This is a genomic window from Streptomyces sp. NPDC102274, from assembly GCF_044766385.1.
Taxonomy (GTDB): Bacteria; Actinomycetota; Actinomycetes; order Streptomycetales; family Streptomycetaceae; genus Streptomyces.
Map to the genome: position 1 here is coordinate 1 of NZ_JBIWLW010000043.1, position 19,983 is coordinate 19,983.

General features: G+C 70.2%; 18 protein-coding genes, 1 pseudogene and 1 riboswitch. Of the genes and pseudogenes, 7 read left to right on the top strand and 12 right to left on the bottom strand.

All coding sequences use genetic code 11. From position 1 onward, the window contains the following. Window positions 1–89: 89 nt before the first annotated feature. From ACIRQP_RS36435 to ACIRQP_RS36460, 6 genes and pseudogenes are all read right to left on the bottom strand, one after another. Window positions 90–1,013 (bottom strand): LLM class F420-dependent oxidoreductase, encoded by a 924-nt coding sequence (locus ACIRQP_RS36435; RefSeq protein WP_403898381.1) that lies wholly within the window; start codon window positions 1,011–1,013, stop codon window positions 90–92. Window positions 1,014–1,137: 124 nt separating this feature from the next. After that, window positions 1,138–1,629 (bottom strand): annotated as a pseudogene (locus ACIRQP_RS36440) (DUF6099 family protein); the annotation flags it as partial. Window positions 1,630–1,773: 144 nt separating this feature from the next. After that, a complete protein-coding gene (locus ACIRQP_RS36445; RefSeq protein ID WP_403898497.1) occupies window positions 1,774–2,100 on the bottom strand; it encodes a nucleotide pyrophosphohydrolase in 327 nt (108 codons plus the stop codon). Window positions 2,101–2,120: 20 nt separating this feature from the next. Continuing rightward, window positions 2,121–3,266, bottom strand: coding sequence for an ATP-binding protein (locus tag ACIRQP_RS36450; protein ID WP_403898385.1), 1,146 nt, complete (start codon window positions 3,264–3,266; stop codon window positions 2,121–2,123). Between the two features lie 55 nt (window positions 3,267–3,321). Next, window positions 3,322–3,726, bottom strand: coding sequence for a cell division protein SepF (locus tag ACIRQP_RS36455; RefSeq protein ID WP_403898387.1), 405 nt, complete (start codon window positions 3,724–3,726; stop codon window positions 3,322–3,324). Between the two features lie 203 nt (window positions 3,727–3,929). Beyond that, a complete protein-coding gene (locus ACIRQP_RS36460) occupies window positions 3,930–6,023 on the bottom strand; it encodes a glycogen debranching N-terminal domain-containing protein (RefSeq protein WP_403898390.1) in 2,094 nt (697 codons plus the stop codon). Window positions 6,024–6,178: 155 nt separating this feature from the next. Here ACIRQP_RS36460 and ACIRQP_RS36465 point away from each other — a divergent pair, with 155 nt between their 5' ends. The 6 genes from ACIRQP_RS36465 (at window position 6,179) to ACIRQP_RS36490 (ending at window position 12,210) form a co-directional block, all read left to right on the top strand. Continuing rightward, the gene (locus tag ACIRQP_RS36465; protein WP_403898393.1) at window positions 6,179–7,225 is read left to right on the top strand and encodes a LacI family DNA-binding transcriptional regulator; all 1,047 of its coding nucleotides are present in this window, start codon (window positions 6,179–6,181) and stop codon (window positions 7,223–7,225) included. A 107-nt stretch (window positions 7,226–7,332) separates the two neighbouring features. Next, window positions 7,333–8,580 carry an extracellular solute-binding protein gene (locus tag ACIRQP_RS36470; RefSeq protein WP_403898396.1) on the top strand — a complete coding sequence of 416 codons (1,248 nt, stop codon included), beginning with the start codon at window positions 7,333–7,335 and terminating at the stop codon, window positions 8,578–8,580. 80 nt (window positions 8,581–8,660) lie between these two features. Beyond that, complete coding sequence (locus ACIRQP_RS36475; RefSeq protein WP_403898398.1) at window positions 8,661–9,749, top strand: carbohydrate ABC transporter permease; 1,089 nt, start codon at window positions 8,661–8,663, stop codon at window positions 9,747–9,749. Beyond that, window positions 9,746–10,687, top strand: coding sequence for a carbohydrate ABC transporter permease (locus tag ACIRQP_RS36480; RefSeq protein ID WP_403898401.1), 942 nt, complete (start codon window positions 9,746–9,748; stop codon window positions 10,685–10,687). Before ACIRQP_RS36475 ends, ACIRQP_RS36480 begins: the two co-directional genes overlap by 4 nt. 201 nt (window positions 10,688–10,888) lie before the next feature. Continuing rightward, a complete protein-coding gene (locus tag ACIRQP_RS36485) occupies window positions 10,889–11,500 on the top strand; it encodes a ferritin-like domain-containing protein (protein WP_403898403.1) in 612 nt (203 codons plus the stop codon). Beyond that, a complete protein-coding gene (locus tag ACIRQP_RS36490) occupies window positions 11,497–12,210 on the top strand; it encodes a ferritin-like domain-containing protein (RefSeq protein WP_403898406.1) in 714 nt (237 codons plus the stop codon). The genes ACIRQP_RS36485 and ACIRQP_RS36490 overlap by 4 nt, the downstream gene beginning before the upstream one ends. Before the next feature lie 150 nt (window positions 12,211–12,360). Here ACIRQP_RS36490 and ACIRQP_RS36495 read toward each other — a convergent pair whose 3' ends face one another. The 4 genes from ACIRQP_RS36495 to ACIRQP_RS36510 form a co-directional block, all read right to left on the bottom strand. Further along, a complete protein-coding gene (locus tag ACIRQP_RS36495; RefSeq protein ID WP_403898409.1) occupies window positions 12,361–13,497 on the bottom strand; it encodes a DUF5954 family protein in 1,137 nt (378 codons plus the stop codon). Between the two features lie 135 nt (window positions 13,498–13,632). Next, window positions 13,633–14,073 carry a hypothetical protein gene (locus ACIRQP_RS36500; protein ID WP_403898411.1) on the bottom strand — a complete coding sequence of 147 codons (441 nt, stop codon included), beginning with the start codon at window positions 14,071–14,073 and terminating at the stop codon, window positions 13,633–13,635. 137 nt (window positions 14,074–14,210) lie between these two features. Further along, window positions 14,211–14,903, bottom strand: a complete 693-nt coding sequence (locus tag ACIRQP_RS36505) for an HAD family hydrolase (RefSeq protein ID WP_403898414.1) — start codon at window positions 14,901–14,903, stop codon at window positions 14,211–14,213. 227 nt (window positions 14,904–15,130) lie between these two features. Then, window positions 15,131–16,051: a ScbA/BarX family gamma-butyrolactone biosynthesis protein gene (locus ACIRQP_RS36510; protein ID WP_403898417.1), complete on the bottom strand. Its 921-nt coding sequence runs from the start codon at window positions 16,049–16,051 to the stop codon at window positions 15,131–15,133. A gap of 197 nt (window positions 16,052–16,248) precedes the next feature. On the opposite strand from ACIRQP_RS36510, the gene ACIRQP_RS36515 reads away from it, so the two are divergent. After that, window positions 16,249–16,884: a ScbR family autoregulator-binding transcription factor gene (locus ACIRQP_RS36515; RefSeq protein WP_403898420.1), complete on the top strand. Its 636-nt coding sequence runs from the start codon at window positions 16,249–16,251 to the stop codon at window positions 16,882–16,884. 199 nt (window positions 16,885–17,083) lie between these two features. On the opposite strand, the gene ACIRQP_RS36520 is transcribed toward ACIRQP_RS36515, so the two are convergent. Together ACIRQP_RS36520 and ACIRQP_RS36525 are read right to left on the bottom strand one after the other, a co-directional pair. Next, the gene (locus tag ACIRQP_RS36520; RefSeq protein WP_403898423.1) at window positions 17,084–17,686 is read right to left on the bottom strand and encodes a hypothetical protein; all 603 of its coding nucleotides are present in this window, start codon (window positions 17,684–17,686) and stop codon (window positions 17,084–17,086) included. A gap of 271 nt (window positions 17,687–17,957) precedes the next feature. Next, the gene (locus tag ACIRQP_RS36525; RefSeq protein ID WP_403898426.1) at window positions 17,958–18,791 is read right to left on the bottom strand and encodes a transglycosylase SLT domain-containing protein; all 834 of its coding nucleotides are present in this window, start codon (window positions 18,789–18,791) and stop codon (window positions 17,958–17,960) included. Window positions 18,792–18,795: 4 nt separating this feature from the next. Next, window positions 18,796–18,984: riboswitch (cyclic di-AMP (ydaO/yuaA leader) on the bottom strand. Between the last annotated feature and the right edge of the window lie 999 nt (window positions 18,985–19,983).

The following is a 19,983-nucleotide window of genomic DNA, read 5'->3' on the forward strand; positions in this document are numbered from 1 at the left end:
CTCGCCACCCGCTACCGAGCCGGACTCCAACTCGCCTCACTCATCCTCTGGCTCCGCCAACCAGCGACATGATCATTGTCAGACACACCCTAGTGCAGCTGGGTCTGAACCTGTGAGGCGATCAGCTCCAGATGGTCCAGATCGTCCAGATCCATCACCTGGAGATAGATCCGCGACGAGCCGACGGCGCCATAACGGCCGATCTTGTCGACCACCTCGTCGGGCGAGCCCGCGAGCCCGTTCACCTTCAGCTCACCCACCTCCCGTCCGAGGGAGGCGGCCCGGCGGGCCACCTCCGCGTCGTCCTTGCCGACGCACACGATCAGCGCGTTCGAGTACACAAGATCGTCCGCCTTGCGCCCCACGGCCTCGGCGGCGGCCCGCACCCGGGCGAACTGCCGCTCGGTGTCCTCGATGGAGGCGAACGGGAGATTGAACTCGTCCGCGTACTGCGCGGTCAGCCGCGGTGTGCGCTTGGCGCCATGGCCGCCGATCAGGATCGGCACCTTGCTCTGCGCGGGCTTGGGCAGCGCGGGTGAGTCGGTCAGCTGGTAGTGCGTACCGTCGTACGAGAAGGTACGGCCGGTCTCCGTGGCCCAGAGGCCGGTCACGATCGCCAGTTGCTCCTCCAGCCGGGCGAACTTCTCCTTGGGGAACGGAATTCCGTACGCCTTGTGCTCCTCCTCGAACCAGCCCGCGCCCAGGCCCAGTTCGATCCGGCCGCCGGACATCTGGTCCACCTGCGCGACCTGGATGGCCAGCACACCCGGCAGCCGGAACGTACCGGCCGTCATCAGCGTGCCGAGGCGGATCCGCTTGGTCTCCCTGGCCAGCCCGGCCAGGGTGATCCAGGCGTCCGTGGGCCCGGGGAGCCCGTCGGCGGACCCCATCTTCAGATAGTGATCGGACCGGAAAAAGGCGTCAAAGCCCAGGTCCTCGGTGGCCTTGGCCACGGTCAGCAGTGTCTCGTAGCTCGCCCCTTGCTGGGGCTCGGTGAAGATTCGAAGATCCATGTCCTCCATCCTGCACCTTCGGGCAGGGCTCCCCTCTCCCCTCCCTGCCGATCCTGCTCTCCCGCTCCCTCTGCCGCTGCCACTCCAGCCCCAGCTGCCGCTCCTCCCGCTGGCGCGCCCACTCCCGCTCCCGCTCGCGGTCCCGCGCCACGAGCAGGCGCAGCATCACGCCCACCCGGTCGTTGGACTCGTCGGCCGCGTCGATCGCGTCGATGCACTGCCAGTACAGCCCCTCCTCGTCCGTGGCACACGCCACTGCCACCAGCGCGATCCCGACCTCGCCCAGCAGCGCGCCGAGTCCGGTCAGGGCCGCCCGGATGTCGGCCACCCCGGAGAGCTGTCCGGCCCGCACCCGGCCGATGCGCGGCCCCGGACGGTCCGGTAAGCCGTCCGGCGACCCGTCGGCCCGCCCGTCCGGTAATCCGCAGTCGCTCGCGCCCCCGTCGGCCAGCTCCCGCGCCTCGCTCTTCAGCTCCTTCGGTCCGTTCAGCGCCAACTGGACGCCGATCGCTCGGGCGAGGCTCTGCGCCTGCCACGCCTCCGCGATGACATCCCATTCGTCCGTGCTCCCGGCAAGGGCATGCCGGCTCACTCCGATGAGCCGTTCCGCATCCATCCGCAGCCCCGTTCGTACGACAATCCTGCCCGCGCAACTCCACTACCCAGAGTGAGGGATTGGCGACGGAAAGGCCAGAGCAATGCGGAAATCTCTGGACAGCAGGCTCGTTGTGCATAACTTGCCCACTCCGTAGAGTGACGATCAGGGTGATTCGCGGCCATCCGTCGGTCGCTTGGGCGGGTAGCGGACCTCATTCCGGTCCATCTTGGCGGCGAGTGCCACGAGCGGGTCGATCCCCAGCACCTCGCAAAACTGGAGCAGATAGGCGAGCACGTCCGCGACCTCGTCCGAGACCCGGTGGGCCGACTCCGGGTCCTCCATCACCCGCGCCGACTGCTCGGGCGTCAACCACTGGAAGATCTCCAGCAGCTCCGACGCCTCGACGCTCAGCGCCGCCACCAGATTCTTGGGGGTGTGGTACTGCTCCCAGTCGCGCGCCGCCGCGAACCGGGCCAGTCTGCGCTGCATTCCCGCTACATCGAGTTCCGTCACGGGTCCAGGTCTACCACCGTCACCCCGGCGGCCCCCCGCGCGCGGGAGGCGTCACCGACCGCCCCGACCAGGCCGATCTTCCCCTCCGCGCAGACCGCCGAGGCCAGCGAGAGCAGTTCGCCCGCTTGCCGCCGGTCCAGGCTCCGGTCGAATCCGTCCGCGAGGACGGTGAGCGACCGCAGCGCCGGGGGTACCTCGGAGGTCTGGCCCACGGCCAGCACGCCCGGACCGGTGAGCAGGACGAGCGCGAGCGCCAGATATCTCAGCTCGCCCTCGCCGAGCCGGCCCACGGGAGTGGCCGCCCTGGCGCCCGAGGCGTCCCGGGCGAGCAGCGCCCGTACCGTACCGTCGGCGAGCTGCTCGACGGCGAGTTCCGTCACCGGCCCCGCGCATCCGGCCCGCGCCGCCGCGGCCAGCCGGGCCCGCCGGCGGGCGCAGCCGTCGCCCGAGCGGTCGAGCGTCCGGTCGAGCACCGCCGCCAGATTCTCGCAGCCGCGGCGCAGCCGCCCCATTCCGGCGGCCACCGGATGCCGCATGAGCTGGGGCTGCGGGTCGCAGACGAAGACGGAGCGCAGGGCCAGCACGGTCTGTTCCGCGGCGGCGAGCACCAGCGACTCGCCCTCCGTACGGCCTCCCACCCGCAGCGGGAGCAGCGCCGTGCCGAGCCGGTCGTCGGGCAGCGGGGCCCGGGTCACCGGCACGGCACCTGCCGTGTGCCAGGCCGCCTGGACCGTAGGACGCCCCGGGTCGCGCAGCGCCGTGGTGAGCAGGGTCTGCCCGCGGCCGGTCAACCGTTCGCCGACGATACGGAGTTCGGGCTCGGCCTGGACGGCGAGATCGAGCCGTACGGGACCGACCGGGCCGTCGACGGTGCAGCCGATCCGGAAACCGCGCCGTCCCTGGGCGTCGGGCGCGGCCCGTTCCGGAACGCAGGCGACCGGATCCGGGAAGACCTCGGCGAGGGGCACGCCCGCGCCGAGCCTGGCGAGCGACTCGTAGGCCCGCAGGGCCGTGGACTTACCGCTGCCGCTCGCTCCGGTGAACAGCGTCATGGGGCCCAGGGGAAAAGCCGCTCCGCGATGCGAGGTGAAGGCAGAGAGCCGCAGTTCGGTGATGGTGGGACGCGCGCGGGTTGCTTCCATGGCCGGACCGTATGCGGCCCAAAAGCTGCCGAACCGTTACGCCTTGGCCACCTTCCTACGATCGGGGGACGGCGTCCGCCGCGATCCCCTCGACCTCCGTGCCGATGGGGGCCAGCAGGAAGACGTTCCTGTCGACCCGGTGCATCCCGCTGCCGAGCCCGAAGACGACTCCGCTGCTGAAGTCCAGGATGCGTTTGGCCACATCGGGCTCCGCGCCGGTCAGATCCAGCAGCACCGGAATCCGGGCGATCAGATGGTCGGCGACCTCCCGCGCGTCCGCGAACACCTGCACGCGCAGCACGATGAAGCGCCGGTTCTCCGCCTGGAAGTCCTGGGGGACGGTGCGGTGATCGACCCGCGAGGGCCACTCGTTGCGGCCACGCAGCGGAACGACCTGGGCCAGGCCCTCCCACTGCTCATCGGTGGCGTCGTATCCGTCGTACCTGCCGTAGCGACTCATCGGACCACCCCGCCCGTGCGCTGTGTCTGCATCCGGCCATCCTCCCGCGCCTCACCCGTTCGGCCCAATAGCGACACGGCCCGGGAGGGGACCGGCTTCGCCGGCCGTGACCGGAATCCGCCGACGGGACCCCGCCCCCCGGAGCCTGTCCACCCAAGGGCTGTCCGGCCGGGGTCCCATCCTCACACCACGCGCACTCGGCCTCAACGGGGCGTCACGGACTCCCTCTTCACCTCCAGACCCGCCGGCGCCTCGATGTGCGCCGTACCGTCGGCGGCCACGGAGATGTCCAGGCGCCCGCCCGCGACATCGAGACCCTCCACCTTCAGCGGCCGGTACGCCTCGGCGAACGCGGGCGCGACGGTGAGCGTGCCACCGGGAACATCGGCCGAGAGCCCCAGCACGGACTGGAGGACCACGACGGACGAGGCGGCCGCCCACGCCTGCGGCCGGCAGGACGCCGGATAGGCTGAGGGCACCGAGTCGGTCGCCGAGCCATGGCCGGCGAACAGCTCGGGCAGCCGGGCGTCGAAGCCCGCGGAGGCGGTCAACAGCCCCGCGGCGAGCCCCGCCGCGGCGTCCGGGAATCCGGCCCTGGTCAGCCCGTGCACCGCGATCGCGGTGTCGTGCGGCCAGATGGAACCGATGTGATAGCCGTACGGGTTGTAGCCCACGGAGTCGCTGCTCAGGGTGCGCAGGCCATGGCCCGAGTCGAGGTCGGGCGCGCTGAGCCGGGCGGCCAGCAGGGCGCTCTCCTCGTGGTTGAGCAGGCCCGTGCCCAGCAGATGGCCGAAGCCCGAGGTGACCGAGTCCACCGGCCGCTTGTCCCGGTCGAGGGCGACGGCCGGATAGGCGCCGCGCTCGTCCTCCACCCAGAAGTGGCTGCGGAACCGGTCGGAGAGCCGCTCGGCCCACTCCTCCCACTGGTCGGCGCCGGGCCGGCCGAAGGCGCGCAGCAGCGCGGCGCCGCCGCGGGCCGCCTCGTACGCGTACGCCTGGACCTCGCACAGCGCGATCGGAGAGGTGGCGAGGCGTCCGTCACGGTGCCGGATGGAGTCGCCGGAGTCCTTCCAGCCCTGGTTGGCCAGACCGCGTCCGGTGTGGTCGATGTACTTCAGGAAGCCGTCGCCGTCGGCGTCACCGTGGTCACGCATCCAGGCGAGGGCGGACTCGGCGTGCGGCAGCAGCTGTTCGACCTGGTCGGGGGCGAGCCCCCAGCGCCAGGAGTCGTGCAGCAGCGTGATCCACAGCGGGGTGGCGTCGACCGTGCCGTAGTAGGACGGCGGCAGCGAGAAGTCGTCGCGGAAGTCCTGGGTCCCGCGGCGCACCTCGTGCAGGATCTTGCCGGGCTGCTCCTCGGTGTCCTGATCGGACGTGACGCCCTGGCGGCGCGCGAGCGTACGCAGCGTACCGGCGGCGAGTTCGGTGCCCAGCGGCAGCAGCATCCGGGCCGCCCACAGGGAGTCACGGCCGAAGAGCGTGAGGAACCAGGGGGCTCCGGCGGCCAGGAACTGGTCGGCGGGCGCCTCGGAGTCGGTGAGGCGCAGCCGGTCGAGGTCGGCAGCCGACTGGCTGAGCCAGTGGTCGAAGCGCCGGTCGGCGCTGCGCAGCACCGGGGTGCGCCAGGGCACGCTGTCCGCCGTGGGGGCGGGGAACTGGTCGCCGTCCTCGTGAGCGGCGTCACAGTGCAGAACGGCGGTCCAGACCGCTCCGGGCGCCAGTTCGATGTCGTACTCCAGCCGCCCGGACGCCGGGTCGACGGCGGTGGGCGCCGGGGTTGAGGTGAGGCTTACGGCGAACGCCTCCTTGGACCAGCCGAGTCCGTGCGCGATGGCGGTCGCGGGAACCGGGCTCTGCGGGTGCCCGGTCTTGACGCGCTCCATCGCGGCGAGGTCGGTGGCGGCGGTGACGATCAGCCGGACGCGGACGTTCCGCACTCCCGCGTTGGAGAGTTCGAGCGTCTCCTCCAGCAGCCCGGGGGTGACGCGCCGCCTGCGGTGCAGGGTGACCGCCGGGTCCGGGGTCACCTCGCCGAGGCCGCGCAGCACTCCGCGGAAGGCCGCCCGGTCCGCACCGTCGAAGGCTCCGCGTACCGGCGCGATCGCGATCCCGTCGGCCTCGACCGTCAGCCGGGCCAGCGCTCTGCTGTCGCTGTGGTAGAAGCCTTCGGCGCCGCCGTCGATCTGTCCGTCCGCGTGGGAAATCGCGAAGCTCGGCGCGTACAGCGTCACACAGGCGTCATGCAGGAACGGCTGGAGGCCCTCGGCCGAGCGGACCGCGGCTGCGTCGGAGTTCATAGCGTCGTGGGTCTTGACAGTAGTGGACAACAGAGCAGAACCTCTCAGTCATTGGAGCGTTCCAAGAACCCTAACGACGACATCAGCTCGTTGACAATGGCATTAGAACGCTCCAATCAACTCGTTGATTCGCACGAACCGTTCCGGAGACAGTCATGCCCCGCCCACCCAACGCGCCCCCGACCAAGGCCGGTCCGGTGACTCTGGCCATGGTCGCGCGGCGCGCAGGGGTCTCTCCGCAGACAGTGTCAAATGCCCTCAATTCGCCCGAACTGCTGCGCTCCGAAACACTGGAGCGGGTCCAGCGCACCATCGACGAGATGGGGTACCGCCCGCACCGGGCGGCGCAGACGCTGCGCACCCGCTCCAGCAAGCTCATCGGCTACGGCATACGTCCCGCGCCGGGGAACTCGGCGCCGGTCATGGACCGCTTCCTGCACGCGCTGTCCCAGGCGGCCGACGAGGCGGGCTACCGGATCCTGCTGTTCGCCTCGCCGCCCGGCCACGCCAGTCTGGACGGGCACGAAGAGCTGATCGATCTGCACAGCGTCGACGGGTTCGTGCTCAGCGGCACCGACCGCGGCGACCCTCGTCAGACCTGGCTGGCCAAGCGCGGCATACCGTTCGTGGGCTTCGGACGGATGTGGTCGGGCCGGCAGATAGGCGACTGGGCGGATGTCGACGGCGCCTCGGGCACGGACGCCGCGGTCGAACACCTGGTGGCCCTGGGGCATCGAAAAATCGTGTTCCTCGGCTGGCCGCGCGGCTCCGGTGTCGGTGACGACCGGGCCGAGGGCTGGCAGCGCGCCATGCGCCGGCACGGTCTGCCGGTACGCGGCCGGCGCGCGCAGAGCCTCGATGACAGCTCCTCGGCGCGGGCCGCCGTGGGACCGCTGCTCGACGCGGGGGCGACGGCCGTGATCGCCGCCAGCGACATGCTCGCGATGGGCTGCTACCAGGCGCTGCGCGAGCGCAAGGCCCTGCCGGGCAAGGACGTCGCCGTCATCGGCTTCGACGACTCCCCCACCGCGGCCCTGCTCTCCCCCGGTCTGTCCACCGTCGCCCAGCCTCTGGAGGCCGTCGGCCGCGAGTGCGTACGTCTGCTGCTCGCCCGGATGTCGGAGCCCGGTGCCCCGCCCGAGCGTGTCCTGCTCGAACCGTCCCTTGTCATCCGCGACAGCACACCCGCCCCGGGAAGCTGACCGCGCCCACCAGCGCCCCGGAGCGAAGAACGCTTCCGGGTCACCGATTCACCACACGCCCTTCCAAGGCTTCTGAGTCGCACGTTTCATCTCTTCTGGAGGAATTCATGGTCACCCGCACGGCCGCCGCCGCCGCACTCGTCACCTGCGCGGCGCTCCTGGCCGCCACCGGCTGCTCGTCCAACTTCGACAGTGGCAAGGACCAGGCACAGGACAAGGCCGAGAAGCAGAACCTGACCGTTCTGATCGCCACCTCGGGTGACGCCGAGACCCAGGCCGTGAAGGCCGCCGCCGCCTCGTACGCGAAGACGTCCGGCAACACGGTGACCGTCGAGGTCGCCAAGGACATGAACCAGCAGCTTGCGCAGGCCTTCGCCGGGCACAAGCCGCCGGACGTCTTCTACGTCAACTCCGACCAGTTCGCGAACTACGCCAAGGGCGGCTCGCTCTACGCCTACGGCGACCAGATATCCGACGCCTCGGACTTCTCCCAGCAGCTGCTCTCGTCCTTCTCGTACGAGGGGAAGCAGGTGTGCCTGCCCAAGGACACCTCCACCCTCGGTCTCGCCATCAACTCCGACCTGTGGAAGAAGGCCGGGCTGACGGAGAAGGACTACCCGAAGAACTGGAAGGAACTCCAGAGCGTCGCGGACAAGCTCACCGCCAACGGCGTCACCGGCCTGGTGACCAGCGACGAGTACCAGCGCCTCGGCGTCTTCATGAAGCAGGCGGGCGGCTGGCTCACCGACGCGGACCAGAAGAAGATGACCGCCGACACCCCGGAGAACGCCGAGGGTCTCGCCTTCGTCCAGTCGATGCTGAAGTCGGGCTCGATGAAGTTCGCCAAGCAGGTGGACACCAGCTGGGGCGGTGAGGCGCTCGGCAAGGGCAAGGCCGCGATGACCATCGAGGGCAACTGGCTCGACGGCGGTATGAAGCTCGACTACCCGGACGTGAAGTACTCCGTCGCCCCGCTGCCCGCGGGTCCGAAGGGCGAGGGCACGCTCGCCTTCAGCACCTGCTGGGGCGTCGCCGCCGACAGCACCCACCGCGCCGCGAGCGTCGACCTCGTCAAGCACCTGACCTCCGCCGACCAGCAGCTCGCCTTCGCCGACGCGTTCGGTGTCATGCCGTCGCGGACGAGCGCGCTCACGACGTACGCCGAGCGGACGCCGCAGGCCAAGGCGTGGGTGGACGGCAGCGCGTACGCGCAGGGACCGGTCACCATCGCCGGCTTCGACAAGGTGCTGAGCCAGTTCAACACCGACCTCCAGTCGCTGCGTACGGCTGATCCGAAGAAGATCCTCGCCGACCTCCAGCGCAACGGCGAACAGGCGATCGCGAAGGGCAACTGAGCCCCATGCCCCTCCGTACTGTGCGCGCGCACCGCGCACACCGATCGACCGGCAGGCCGGGCGAACCTGACACGCCCGGCGTGACCGGTACGACCGCGACGGCCCGCGCCCGCGCCCCGCGCGCGGGCCGTCGCGGGGACCAGCGCCGGGAAGGCACCTGGGGCTGGCTGTTCGTCAGCCCCATGGTGGTGGTCCTCGGGCTCTTCCTGGTACTGCCCATCCTCATGGCACTGTGGGTGAGCCTGCTGAACTGGGACGGACAGTCCAACCCGTTCAGCGGCGACGCCGACTTCGTGGGCCTGGACAACTACCGGACGCTGTTCACACAGGACGGTCTCGACCGCACCCTCTTCGCGACCGCCCTGCGCAACAACGCCTATTACGTCCTGCTGACCGTGCCCCTGCAGACCGGGCTGGCGCTGGGCCTGGCCCTGATCGTGAACCAGAAGCTGCTGCGGGCGCGCGGCGCGCTGCGTACGACCTTCTTCTTCCCGTCGGTCACCAGCTCCATCGCCGTGTCCACGGTCTTCCTCTTCCTCTTCCAGGGCAGCGGGGCGGTCAACTCCCTGCTGTCGTGGATCGGGGTGAAGGGACCGAACTGGTTCGCGGACCCGCGCGGGGTGCTCTCCCTGATCCTGGGCGGCCTCGGGATCGTCGATCCCGAACGGCCCTCCGGGATGCTGGCGGACCACGCCTTCATGGGGCTGTCGTGGTTCGAGTGGCTGTCAGGCCCCTCGATCGCGATGTGCACGATCATCCTGCTGTCCGTGTGGACGACCTCGGGCACCTTCATGCTGATCTTCCTCGCGGCGCTCCAGGACATCCCCCGGGAGCTGGAGGAGTCGGCCGCCCTGGAAGGGGTCAACCGCCGTCAGCTGCTGCGGTACGTGACGCTTCCCGCGCTGCGTCCCGTGCTGTTCCTGGTGCTCACCCTGGGACTGATCTCCACCTGGCAGGTCTTCGACCAGGTCTATGTGATGGGCCAGGGGGCCCCGGGCAATACGACGCTCACACCCGCGTTCCTGTCGTACTCCGCGGGCTTCGACAACGCCGACTTCGGCCAGGGTGCGGCGATCGCGTTCGTCCTGCTCACCCTGATCCTCTGTCTGACCGGGTTCCAGCGCTGGGCCCTGCGGGAGCGCGGCGAACGTAAGGGGAGGAAGCGATGAGCGCCGGTGGTACGGCCGTACGCGACCGGGTCGAGCGGGCCCGGCTCCGGCGCGCCGCGCGCAACCCGGCCCGCCCGCCGGTCCTGGGACGGTTCCCGGTCCCACTGCGGGTGGTGGGGTACGCCCTGGTGGTGGGGGTGGCGATGCTCTATCTGCTGCCGTTCCTCCTCCAGTTGGTGACCGGTTTCAAGACGGACCCGGACGCGGCGGCGCATCCGCTCTCCCTGCTGCCGACCACTCCGACGACGGCGGCCTACCAGCGGCTGTTCGGGCTGAGCGAGTCGGCGGACGGTGTGCCCTTCCTGCGCTGGCTCTCCAACTCGGCGCTGGTCGCGGTGATCGTGACCGCGGGCCGGGTGCTGTTCGACTCGATGGCCGGGTACGCGCTGGCGCGGCTGCGCTTCCGGGGCCGCAAGGTGCTCTTCGGCTTCGTGCTCGCCGTGATGGCGGTGCCCGGGGTGGCCCTGCTCATCCCGAAGTTCCTGGTGCTCAACACCTTCGGGATCTTCGACACCTACACCGGCATGATCCTGCCGCTGATGGTGGACGCGGCGGGCATCTTCATCATGAAGCAGTTCTTCGAGTCGGTGCCGCGTGAGGTCGAGGAAGCGGCACGGGTCGACGGGGCGGGGGTGTTCCGGATCTTCTGGTCGGTGGTCCTGCCGATGGCCAGGCCCGCGCTGATCACGCTGACGATCCTGTCGTTCCAGGGATCGTGGAACGAGTTCACGCACTTCCTGGTCGCCACCCAGTCCGGCCAGTACGAGACGCTCACCACGGGTCTGGCCCGCTTCGTCTCGGGCGGTCTCGGCGGCGGCACGCAGTATCCGCTGAAGCTGGCGGCGGCGCTGCTCTCCACCCTGCCGGTGGCCGCGCTGTTCTTCTGCTTCCAGCGCTACTTCGTCAACGGCGCCAACTCGGGCGCGGTCAAGGAGTAGCGGAAACACGGCCGCAGTCCGGCTCCGACACTGCCCCGTCGCCGGGTACGGCGACGGGGCAGCCGTGTACTGCGCCGAAGAGGTGAAACACCCCCACGGCGTCCGGTATGTCCCACAATTCGGCGGCGCCCGCGTCGCGAATGTGTCGGTGACAGAGCGCGTACCCGCGGTGGTGCGGGCGCCGAGGAAAGAGGGGGCGTGATGGGCGCGGAACACATCGACACCCGGCCACTGGAACCCACGACGCGGGACGACATCATGGCGCTGCAGACGGCGGCCTCACTGGAGAACCTCGCGGTCGGCGTCTACCGGACCGCCGCCTCGCTGCCGTTCATCAAAGACGGCAACGCGACGATCCAGGAGTTCATCGCCGCCACCACCCAGCAGCACGAGGAACACGTCAAGGCGTTCAACACGGCCGCCGTCCAGGCGGGCGGCAGGCCACAGACCGGGACCGACCCGAAGTACGCGGCCGTCGTCCAGCAGGCGCTGCCGACCGCCAAAACCCCCGCGGACGTGGTCGCGCTCGCCCTCTCGCTGGAGGACGTGGCCGCGCAGACGTACGCCATGAACGTGGGCCGGGTCGGCACCGCGCGACTGCGCCGGCTCTTCGCCTCCGTCGCGCCCGTCGAGGCCCAGCACCGCGCCACGCTGCTGACCGTTCAGCTACTGCTCGGCTCGGGCGACGGCGATCTGATCGCGATTCCGACGGACGCCGCCGCACTGCCCGCCGCCGTCGGGACGGCCGGATTCCCCGACGCCTTCTATCCGACGGTCAACGCTTCGCCGATCTCCGAAGGGGCCGTGCGGTGAACGCCGCACCCGAACGGGGCGGCCGGGAGCTGCCCGTCGCCGGTCCCACCGAAGAGGCTGGGGCGCGCGGCGCCGACCGCCGGAGGTTCCTGCTGGGGGCGTCAGGCGCGGGGGCCGCGTTCCTGCTGGCGGCCTGCTCCGGCGAGGAGGCCCTGTCCTCGCGGTCGCCCGTCGACCGGGCCAGCGTGATCGCGCACCGGGTCGCCTACCCCGGCGATCTGCGGACGGTCGCGCTGGCGGTCGCGCTGGAGAACCAGGTCGTGGGCGTCTATACGTCGGCGTTGGACGCGGTCGGGGCGGGCAGACTCGGGACCGTACCGCCCGCGCTGAGGAGCTTCCTCGCCCAGGCGAAGGCGCAGCACACCGACCACGCCAGGACTTGGAACGCCGTCCTGACCCGCGCCGGCAAGCCCGCCCTCAGGGATGTGCCGCTCTCCGACCAGAAGGAGATCACCGACACGCTGGCCAGGGCCACCAGCGCCGCCGACGCCGCCGCGCTCGCGTTGCAGCTGGAGGAACAGGCCGCGCAGACCTATGTGATGACCACCTACAGCGTGCGGGGTGCCTCGGAGGTCGAGACCGCGGCCACGCTCGCGCCCGTCGAGGCGATGCACGCCTCGATCCTGCGCTTCATCCTGGGTCAGGATCCGGTGCCCGACGCGTTCCTGCCCATCGACCGGGCGGCCAGGACGAGTCTGCTGACGGTGTGAGGCCGCGGCCCGTCGCGTGCCGGGAGTACGGCGAGCGGCTGCCGCTCGTGCCGCAGGACCGGGACGACGTGCCCGCCGGAGTGCCCGGCCATGTCAGCGCCCGCCGCCGAACGGCGACTTGGCCACGATTCCATGATTTCCTACGCGCCGTCAGGCGTCGCGCCCCCGCTCCCGCCGCTGGGCCAGCACCTCCTTGCGGCGCGCCTCCTCCGCGTGGAAGAGCGCCGCCAGCCGCCGCGTCCTCTCGTCGAGTTCGATCGGCGCGTCCTCGTCGTCGTCCTCGGAGATCAGCCCCTCCGCGACGGCCTGCTGGTGCTGCACCATCACGGGGGGCTGCGGGTCGGGGTCCGAGGGGCGCGGGCCCTCGGGGCCGTCCGGCCCGATACGGACCAGGCGTTCGATCCGTACCACCCTGAACCGCCGTCCCTCCACCTCCACTTCGTCGCCGCGCTCCGCGTCGAGCCGGTCGGCCGCGGCCACGTACGGTGCGCGCCGCTCCGGTTCGAGGCCGAGCTGCCACGGGATCATGACGCGCAGCGCGACGGCGAGGGCGTCCCGCGCGCCCTGCGGTGTGGTGCATGTCCCGGTGGAGTCGGGCCGCCAGCGCCCGGACTCCTTCTCCGCCGTCATGAACGTCGCCGGCAGGAGGACCCCTCCCGGGTGCGTCCGCGCCGCGATCCGGGAATCGTCGCGGATGTCGTCGGGTACCGTGCCCGACTTGCGTACCAGCGAGAGCAGTTCGACCTTGAGAATGCCCTGGGACATACCGGTGGCGATGACGGGGTCGAAGACGAACCCGGCCGTGGGATCCGGGGCCTTGTGCGACTCGCCGCACTCCATCGGGTCCGGGTCGGTCGGGCGCGGGGGCTCAGGTCCGTCGGGTCCCGAGCGTACGTAACACTCCGCGCGGGCGACCCGGTGGCGGACGCCGAGCACGGTCAGCTCGTCGAGGGTCTCCCACTCCATCCGCTCGGCGGCCCGCATGCACTCCTCGTATCCGGCCCGGTCACCGGCCTGCTCGCACTCCTCGGCCCGTCTGCGGAACTGCGAACCCATGTTGTCCCGGCCGTCCTGCGGGGCCAGCCCCGAGAACGACGAGACCAGCTCCCAGCCGCCCGCCTCGCGTTCGCGCACCACTCCGAAGAGCGGCCCGCCCGCCGAGAGGATGTCCGGATAGCTCTCCCGCGCCCGCCATGCCTCCACATCGGCCACCGCCTCGACCGGCCCCTCCGGTCCTGACACCCGGATCGTCCGGTATGCGGGCACGTTCTCACCAAGCTCAGCCATGCCCATGAGCATGCCCACAGGGCCGGGACGCACGGGGCGATTCCATGGAAAGAACCACCGACCGCGTGACACGCTGCCGTACCCGCACATATGTACGCCCATCCGGGCGGGTGCGGAGCCGAACCCGCGTACGGGTCATCGCGGCCGGCGAAGGCGCCAGGGGAGTCTGAGTCCACGGCGGGCGGCCCATCGCGGCAGCGCGGGGCCGGAGAATCGGCGGTCGTACGGGCGCGTGCCGCCGACGTCCGCGCCGACGTCGCCGTCCGGTCCGGTGCCCGTGTCCACCGGAGGGCGCAGACCATCCTTGTCGTACTGGGTGGCGGCGATCGCCGCCACGAGCTGCTCCTCGGTGAAGGTCTCGGAGCCCCGAACATGCGGGACGAAGCCCACGAGGACGCCGTCCTCCACCACCTCGGCCCGCAGCCCGAGCACCTCGTCGATGTCCCAGATCGCCTCGCCGCCCTCGGCGAGCACGACCTGCACCCCGCACTGGTAGACCCCCAGGTGCGCCAGATGGGCCATCACTCCGCGGGCCCGCAGCGACGACACGAGACGGCCGGCACGATCCTCATCCATCCGATGGCCATCTCCCTGTGCGGCAGCTTCTGGACGGATATGTCCTCTGGCACTCATGGTAGGCCGTTTTCCGGGGAGGGCGACTTCCCGTTCGATCCGGCCCCGCCGGGCCGCTTGGCTACCGACGGGGCCGACGGTCAGCGCGAGTACTGCGGCGGTACGCGCCCGGAGGCCCAGCCGGAGACCTCCGGCTCGTCCAGCGAGCGGACCCAGAGGTCCACCAGCGCGACGGTCCGCGCGTCGGGCCAGGGGCCGACTCCCATGATGCGCATACCGGCCTGGTCCGCGGCCTGGATACCGCAGTGGGAGTCCTCGATGGCCAGGGTGTCGGCCGGGGCGGCGCCGCAGAGCCTGGCCGCGGTGAGATAGACGTCCGGATGCGGCTTGGGCCGCATCTCGTGCTCGGGCACCACGATGTGCCCGAAGAGGTCGAGCAGGCCCGCGGTGTCGAGGCAGGACTCGACGACCTCCCGCGGGCAGTTGCTGGCGACGGCGAGCGGAGCGAACTGCGCTGCCGTTTCCACGAGTTGACGTGCGCCGGGCATGGTCATGGGGTTGTCGGCGACCAGGGCGCGGAAATGCGTGAGAAGCCGGTCGGTCATCTCCTCGCCAAGGTCCGAGCGTCCCGCCTCGTCCGCCATCAGGCGTCCGCATTCGCTGTAGTGGAGCCCTTTGGCCCGCTCCGCGAAGCCGGGAGCAGGGGTGAATCCGTACTCGCGCAACGCCAGAATGCGCGCGTCCTGCCAGTGGCATTCGGTGTCCATGAGAGTGCCGTCGCAGTCGAAGACGATGGCTGAGGGAGTCCAGGAAAGGATGCGTTGAGCTGTCATCCGCGTGCTTCCGTTCAGGAGTGCCCTAAAAGCGGCAGCGCTGGCCGCCGCAACGGTGCGAAGCACCGCGGGCGTGTTGGTCACCCGTCGTCGGGCGGGTGCGATCCCAGGCGGGCGCTGCCTTATGGAGAAGGCCAGTTCCGGCGACCGCCAGGAACATAACGATCGCTACGCTAGAGAGAACTACTCTCAGCAGTCAAGTGATTGCATTTAGTGTCTAAATCTGTTTATTGGTAGCCGAGGACCCCAAAGGCCTTCTGCTCGCCGTCCTGGAGAAAGCGGAAGACGCAGGTCGCGTGGTGCGGCACGCACAGAACGCGGGCGGGCGGGGTGTATTCGATGAAGCGCGCCGTCTTCAGCCGACCGGCGGTAGGCCGCAGCAGTCTTCCGCCGCTTTCGAGGGCCGCCGCCTGCCGGGCCGCCTCCAGTACGACCATGCCCGGGACGTGATCCGTCGCGTGGTCGAAGAAGAAGGGATGCCTCATATCCACCGGGTCCACCAGCAGGGCCGCCCCCTCGATCCCGATCACGACATCATGCGCGCCGGTCACCCCCAGCAGCCCGGCATCGGGGCGGACCCGGCCGTTCGCGCACGCGACGGACGGAGCGGCGGCCCCCGCGCGGCCCGCCCGTACGGTGCCGTACTGCTCGGGTTCGAGGAACCGCGCACCGCCGCCGGCCAGCGCGAAGACCGCTCCGTCGGCCAGATAGGAGACCTGGAGACGCAGCCCGGTCGCGGAACCGTCCGGTGCGTGGCGCACCTGGGCGACCTGTACCCGGCAGGTGACGCCGGTGGCGCCGGAGAGCGCCCGCGGCTCGGACGCGGGGTCGAGGTCGAAGAACAGATCGGTGATGATCAGACTCGCGGCCGGCGAGACCCCGAAATACCGAAGCGGAATGTAGATCCCGAGCTGGCGCAGTGTCTCGACGATCATCAACGGGCTGTGCAGATCGGCGCCGTCGCGCGGAAACGTCGGATGGGAACGGGGCCAGGAGGCGGCGGCTTCGAAATCGCCGCTTTCGGTCTGACGTACGTCGGTGAGCAGGACCTCCGCCACGGAAGCGCGATGCACCATCTCGCGGTCGACGGTGCGCGACCAGGACAGCGCCCGGACCTCCCGGACGATGTCACCAACCGATGTATTCATGCGATAAGAACATCGCAATTCTCCGATACGCGCACCCCAGCCCGCCCCCGCCACACGCCGTCACGCCCCGGACGAAAAGCCGCTACATTGCGTGCTGTCATTTAACGGAACGGGAATCCGGGGTACACGTGCAGGTTCGGGCGGAGCAGGTTCGGGCGAAAGCGACGCGCAGGTTTCTCCTGGAGGCCGCGGCACATTTGTTCGATGAGCGCGGCTATGCCGGTACCAGCATCAGCGATATCAGCGCGCGGTCCGGCCGTACCAGCGGGGCCATCTACTTCCACTACGCCAGCAAGGAGAATCTGGCCCTGGCCATTGTGGAGGAGCATTTCGCGACCTGGCCGGAGCTGATCGGCCGTTACAAGGCGGCCGACCGCCCGGCGCTCGAAAGGCTGGTCGCCCTGAGTTTCGATGTGGCCAGGGCTTTCCGTGACGATGTCGTCATCCGCGCCGGATCCCGGCTGTGGGCGGAACGCGCGGCCATCGACGTCACGTTGCCCCGGCCCTTCGTCGGCTGGCTGGAGACGGTCACCGCGCTGCTCGAAGAGGCCCGCGCCGAGGGAGCGCTCGCCGAGGGCGTGTGTCCCGAAGTGGCCGCGCATGGACTGGTCTGCGCCTTCTTCGGGCTGCATACGGTCTCCGACGCCCTGGAGGGACGGCGGCAGATCGAGGAGGGGCTGTCGGATCTCTGGCTGCTGCTCCTGGCCGCGCTTCAGACGGACCCCGACCCGGCGCTGCTGCTCGCGCGGGTACATGAGCGGGAGCGCCAGGAGGGAGCGACGGACGACCGCCGGGCGCGGTTCGCGGGCCGGGTGCTCACGAAGAGCGGCTGACCGCGCGGCCACCGATCGGGGCCAGGTCGCGCCCGGCGGCGTACGCGCGCTCAACCAGCGCCCCTGCCCGGCGAGTTGGGACGTCATGACTGCGGGCAGGGGATATGACGAGGCGGACCGGACGCGCTTCCCACACTGGACACGCGTCCCGCGCCGGACGCGTCCCGCACTGGACGCGCCTTCCGCGGGTGACGGCCGCTCAGTTCTCCTCGAAGTAGGCGTCCAGGACGGCGTCGAGTCCTTCCGTCCATTCCTTGAGCCGGTTCCTGGTGTCGGCCTCGACCTCGGCGTCGAACCAGCGTCGCTCCGACATGTGCACCGTCACCGTGAACCGACGCCCGAACCGCGGTGTCTTGATCTCGACCGCGCCGATCTCGTTCCACCAGAAGTCGGCCTCCTGGTCGTCAAGACGGAACCGGACGCCCTCGCTGTCCGCGGTGATCGAGCCGCGGCGGTCGACGGCCTCGAAGACGGGGCCGTCCTTGACGGGGGCGTCCTTGGCAGGGGTGTCCTCGGCGGAGGAGTCGTCCTGTGAGGGGGCGTTCCCCTCCGAGGAGGCCTCCTTCGCCGCTTCGGCCTTACCGGTGGTGCTGTCCGCGTCGAGGGCGGGCTCATCGGGAACGTCCTCCGGGAGGGCGTCCGAGGGGGCGCCGCCTTCGGGCGCGCGCTCCTCGGACTCCGCCTGCTCCGGGTCCGTCTCCGCTGTCCCGGCGGGGCGGGGGACCATGAGGCCGGGAACGTACGCCGGGTCTTTCCCCACGGCACGCTCGGGCCAGATATTCGAGTCTATGCGCTGCTCCACGTCCGGAAGTATGGACGAGAATCCTGTGCGAGCACAGTCCGGCTCGCGTCCGGCCGCCGACGCGCGGCATCTGGCCGCTCGTACATGGCCGGGTATGTCGGATCGACGCTGGTCATCGTGACGGCGCCGATCTGGACGGCGCGGAAGGCGAGGTGTGGGTTTTCCCGGGGCCGGCGGCCTGGGAACGCGAGAACGCGGGAACAGCAGGAACGCGGCAGGCCGGACAAGCCCTCAGGGCTGTCCGGCCTGCCGCGCAGGGTGTGAGGGCCTGTCAGTAGGGGCCGTTCACGTTGTCGATCGAGCCGTACCGGTCGGCCGCGTAGTTGCTCGCGGCGGTGATGTTGGCGACCGGGTCGTAGCTGTCCGTCGACGTACCGGGCACGTGGTAGGCCTGGAACGTGGGGTCGATGACCTGCAACAGCCCCTTGGACGGGGTGCCGGCGGCGGCGTTGGAGTCCCAGTTGTTGATGGCCGACGGGTTGCCCGAGGACTCGCGCATGATGTTGCGGTAGATGCCGTCGTAGGAGCCCGGGATGCCCTGCGCCGCCATGACGTCCAGCGACTCCCGGATCCAGCCGTCCAGGTTGTCGGAGTACGTCTTCGCGGACGCCTCGACGGCGGCGCCCGTATCGGCCGAGGCGCCCTGATCGGCCGAGGCACTCTGGTCGGCCGTGGCGCTCTGGTCGGCCGTGGCGCTCTGGTCGGCGGTGGAGTCGGCCGGGGCCTGCGACGCGGACTCCGACGCGGACTCCGTGCCGAGCGTCAGCGTGAGACCGGGTTGGATCAGCGACGGGTTGCCGCCGATGGCACTGCGGTTGTCCTCGTAGAGCTTCTGCCAGCCACCGCTGAGCCCGTACGCGTCCGCGATCTTGGACAGCGAGTCCCCCCAGACCACGGAGTAGGTCGCCGGGGTGTCCTGGTGCACGGCGGCGGTCGGAGCCAGGTCCACCTTGGCGGTGGCGGCGGTGTGCTCCGCCGGGGCCGCTTCCGCGGTGGTCGCGGCCAGCAGGGGGAAGGCGAGTGCGGCACCGCCCGTGCCCGCGGTGACGAGGCCTCTGGCGAGGGGACTGTTCTTGGGACGGCGGTGCTTAGCCTTTGAGGCCATGACGAATTCCTCTCCTCCGCCTGCGAGGTGAGCTGTCGGGTTCGGACTGGAGATGCCCGGCCGCACGGTGAATGCGGCTTCACCCCAAGCCGGTCCGGAGTACGGATCGGCGACTTACCTGGGTCCCCCGCTCCTGCCGTACGTGGGTGGGTGTCGGTTTCCGGACGGCGGCAGGATTCGGCGTTCCATCCGGAGTGACGAGAACGTAAGCGAGGACATCGGGATGAAACAAGACCCGAATTCACAACGGAATCCAATTCGCGAATCCGGCCCGGAAAGGATCTCGTTAACCACCCGCTACCGGGGCGCTCAACTCGCCTTCCCTGCGGACGAAATGGGCGAGGAGGCCGACCACTGCGACCCGGCACTTACGTGACACACATCACGCCCATGACGGAAATGCGCAGCTCACAAGGGTCCCGAGAGAGTGGAAAGTCGCCTGAACGCTACAGAAATGGACTTCAGGGAGAACAGCGATAAATCGCCCATAAAGGCACTATGCGCCACACTCGATCCAGCTCCCGCACTCCGATCTATGACCGGGAATGCACGCGCCCCACAGGGCACCTCATCGCACATGATCACGCATTCCGCCGGCCGCCTCGGACGGGCCCTGACGGACCCCGGGCGAGCCACTTATCGTGGCCAATTGAACGCTCGACGCCATTGAATTGGCGGAGCTGTACGCGTTCCTGACCCCCTATCGAGTCCGAACAACGACGGGCCACGTTCCAGTTCCGCGGCAACATTTCACCGAGGAGCTGATCGAATTCAACGATCACCCTTTCACCAAAAGGCAGTTCACGGCCGAAAGGGGAGCGCGGCCCACTCCCACGCTCCCCTTTCGGCCGCCTGTGCGTACAGCGCGCATGCGGTGCTCCACGCTCAACTCGGAGAGCCGGCACACCGGTTCGTCGCTGTCGCCGTCGCCGGGCGATAGCCGGGAAGGCGATAGCCGGGAAGGCGATCGGACCGAGAACGGGCGGAGCGCGGACGCTCCGGCTCGGTGACAGCGGCGGGCCCCGTCGGTCGAGGGCCATGCCAGATTTGCCCGCCATTCCCCTTTCGTGGGTAAAGGTGACATCCAACGTGACCTGGCTCCCGACCGACCGCTTCACGGCCGGCATCGATCCGCCCACGCCTCCGCCCACGCCCCGGCCCACGGCCGCGCCCGTCAGCCCAGGCTGACGGG

Coding starts and splice junctions, on each gene's coding strand:
- ACIRQP_RS36435 (WP_403898381.1), bottom strand. CDS start 1,013: ATGGATCTTCGAATCTTCACCGAGCCCCAGCAAGGGGCGAGCTACGAG.
- ACIRQP_RS36445 (WP_403898497.1), bottom strand. CDS start 2,100: ATGCAGCGCAGACTGGCCCGGTTCGCGGCGGCGCGCGACTGGGAGCAG.
- ACIRQP_RS36450 (WP_403898385.1), bottom strand. CDS start 3,266: ATGGAAGCAACCCGCGCGCGTCCCACCATCACCGAACTGCGGCTCTCT.
- ACIRQP_RS36455 (WP_403898387.1), bottom strand. CDS start 3,726: ATGAGTCGCTACGGCAGGTACGACGGATACGACGCCACCGATGAGCAG.
- ACIRQP_RS36460 (WP_403898390.1), bottom strand. CDS start 6,023: ATGAACTCCGACGCAGCCGCGGTCCGCTCGGCCGAGGGCCTCCAGCCG.
- ACIRQP_RS36465 (WP_403898393.1), top strand. CDS start 6,179: ATGCCCCGCCCACCCAACGCGCCCCCGACCAAGGCCGGTCCGGTGACT.
- ACIRQP_RS36470 (WP_403898396.1), top strand. CDS start 7,333: ATGGTCACCCGCACGGCCGCCGCCGCCGCACTCGTCACCTGCGCGGCG.
- ACIRQP_RS36480 (WP_403898401.1), top strand. CDS start 9,746: ATGAGCGCCGGTGGTACGGCCGTACGCGACCGGGTCGAGCGGGCCCGG.
- ACIRQP_RS36485 (WP_403898403.1), top strand. CDS start 10,889: ATGGGCGCGGAACACATCGACACCCGGCCACTGGAACCCACGACGCGG.
- ACIRQP_RS36495 (WP_403898409.1), bottom strand. CDS start 13,497: ATGGCTGAGCTTGGTGAGAACGTGCCCGCATACCGGACGATCCGGGTG.
- ACIRQP_RS36500 (WP_403898411.1), bottom strand. CDS start 14,073: ATGGATGAGGATCGTGCCGGCCGTCTCGTGTCGTCGCTGCGGGCCCGC.
- ACIRQP_RS36505 (WP_403898414.1), bottom strand. CDS start 14,903: ATGACAGCTCAACGCATCCTTTCCTGGACTCCCTCAGCCATCGTCTTC.
- ACIRQP_RS36510 (WP_403898417.1), bottom strand. CDS start 16,051: ATGAATACATCGGTTGGTGACATCGTCCGGGAGGTCCGGGCGCTGTCC.
- ACIRQP_RS36525 (WP_403898426.1), bottom strand. CDS start 18,791: ATGGCCTCAAAGGCTAAGCACCGCCGTCCCAAGAACAGTCCCCTCGCC.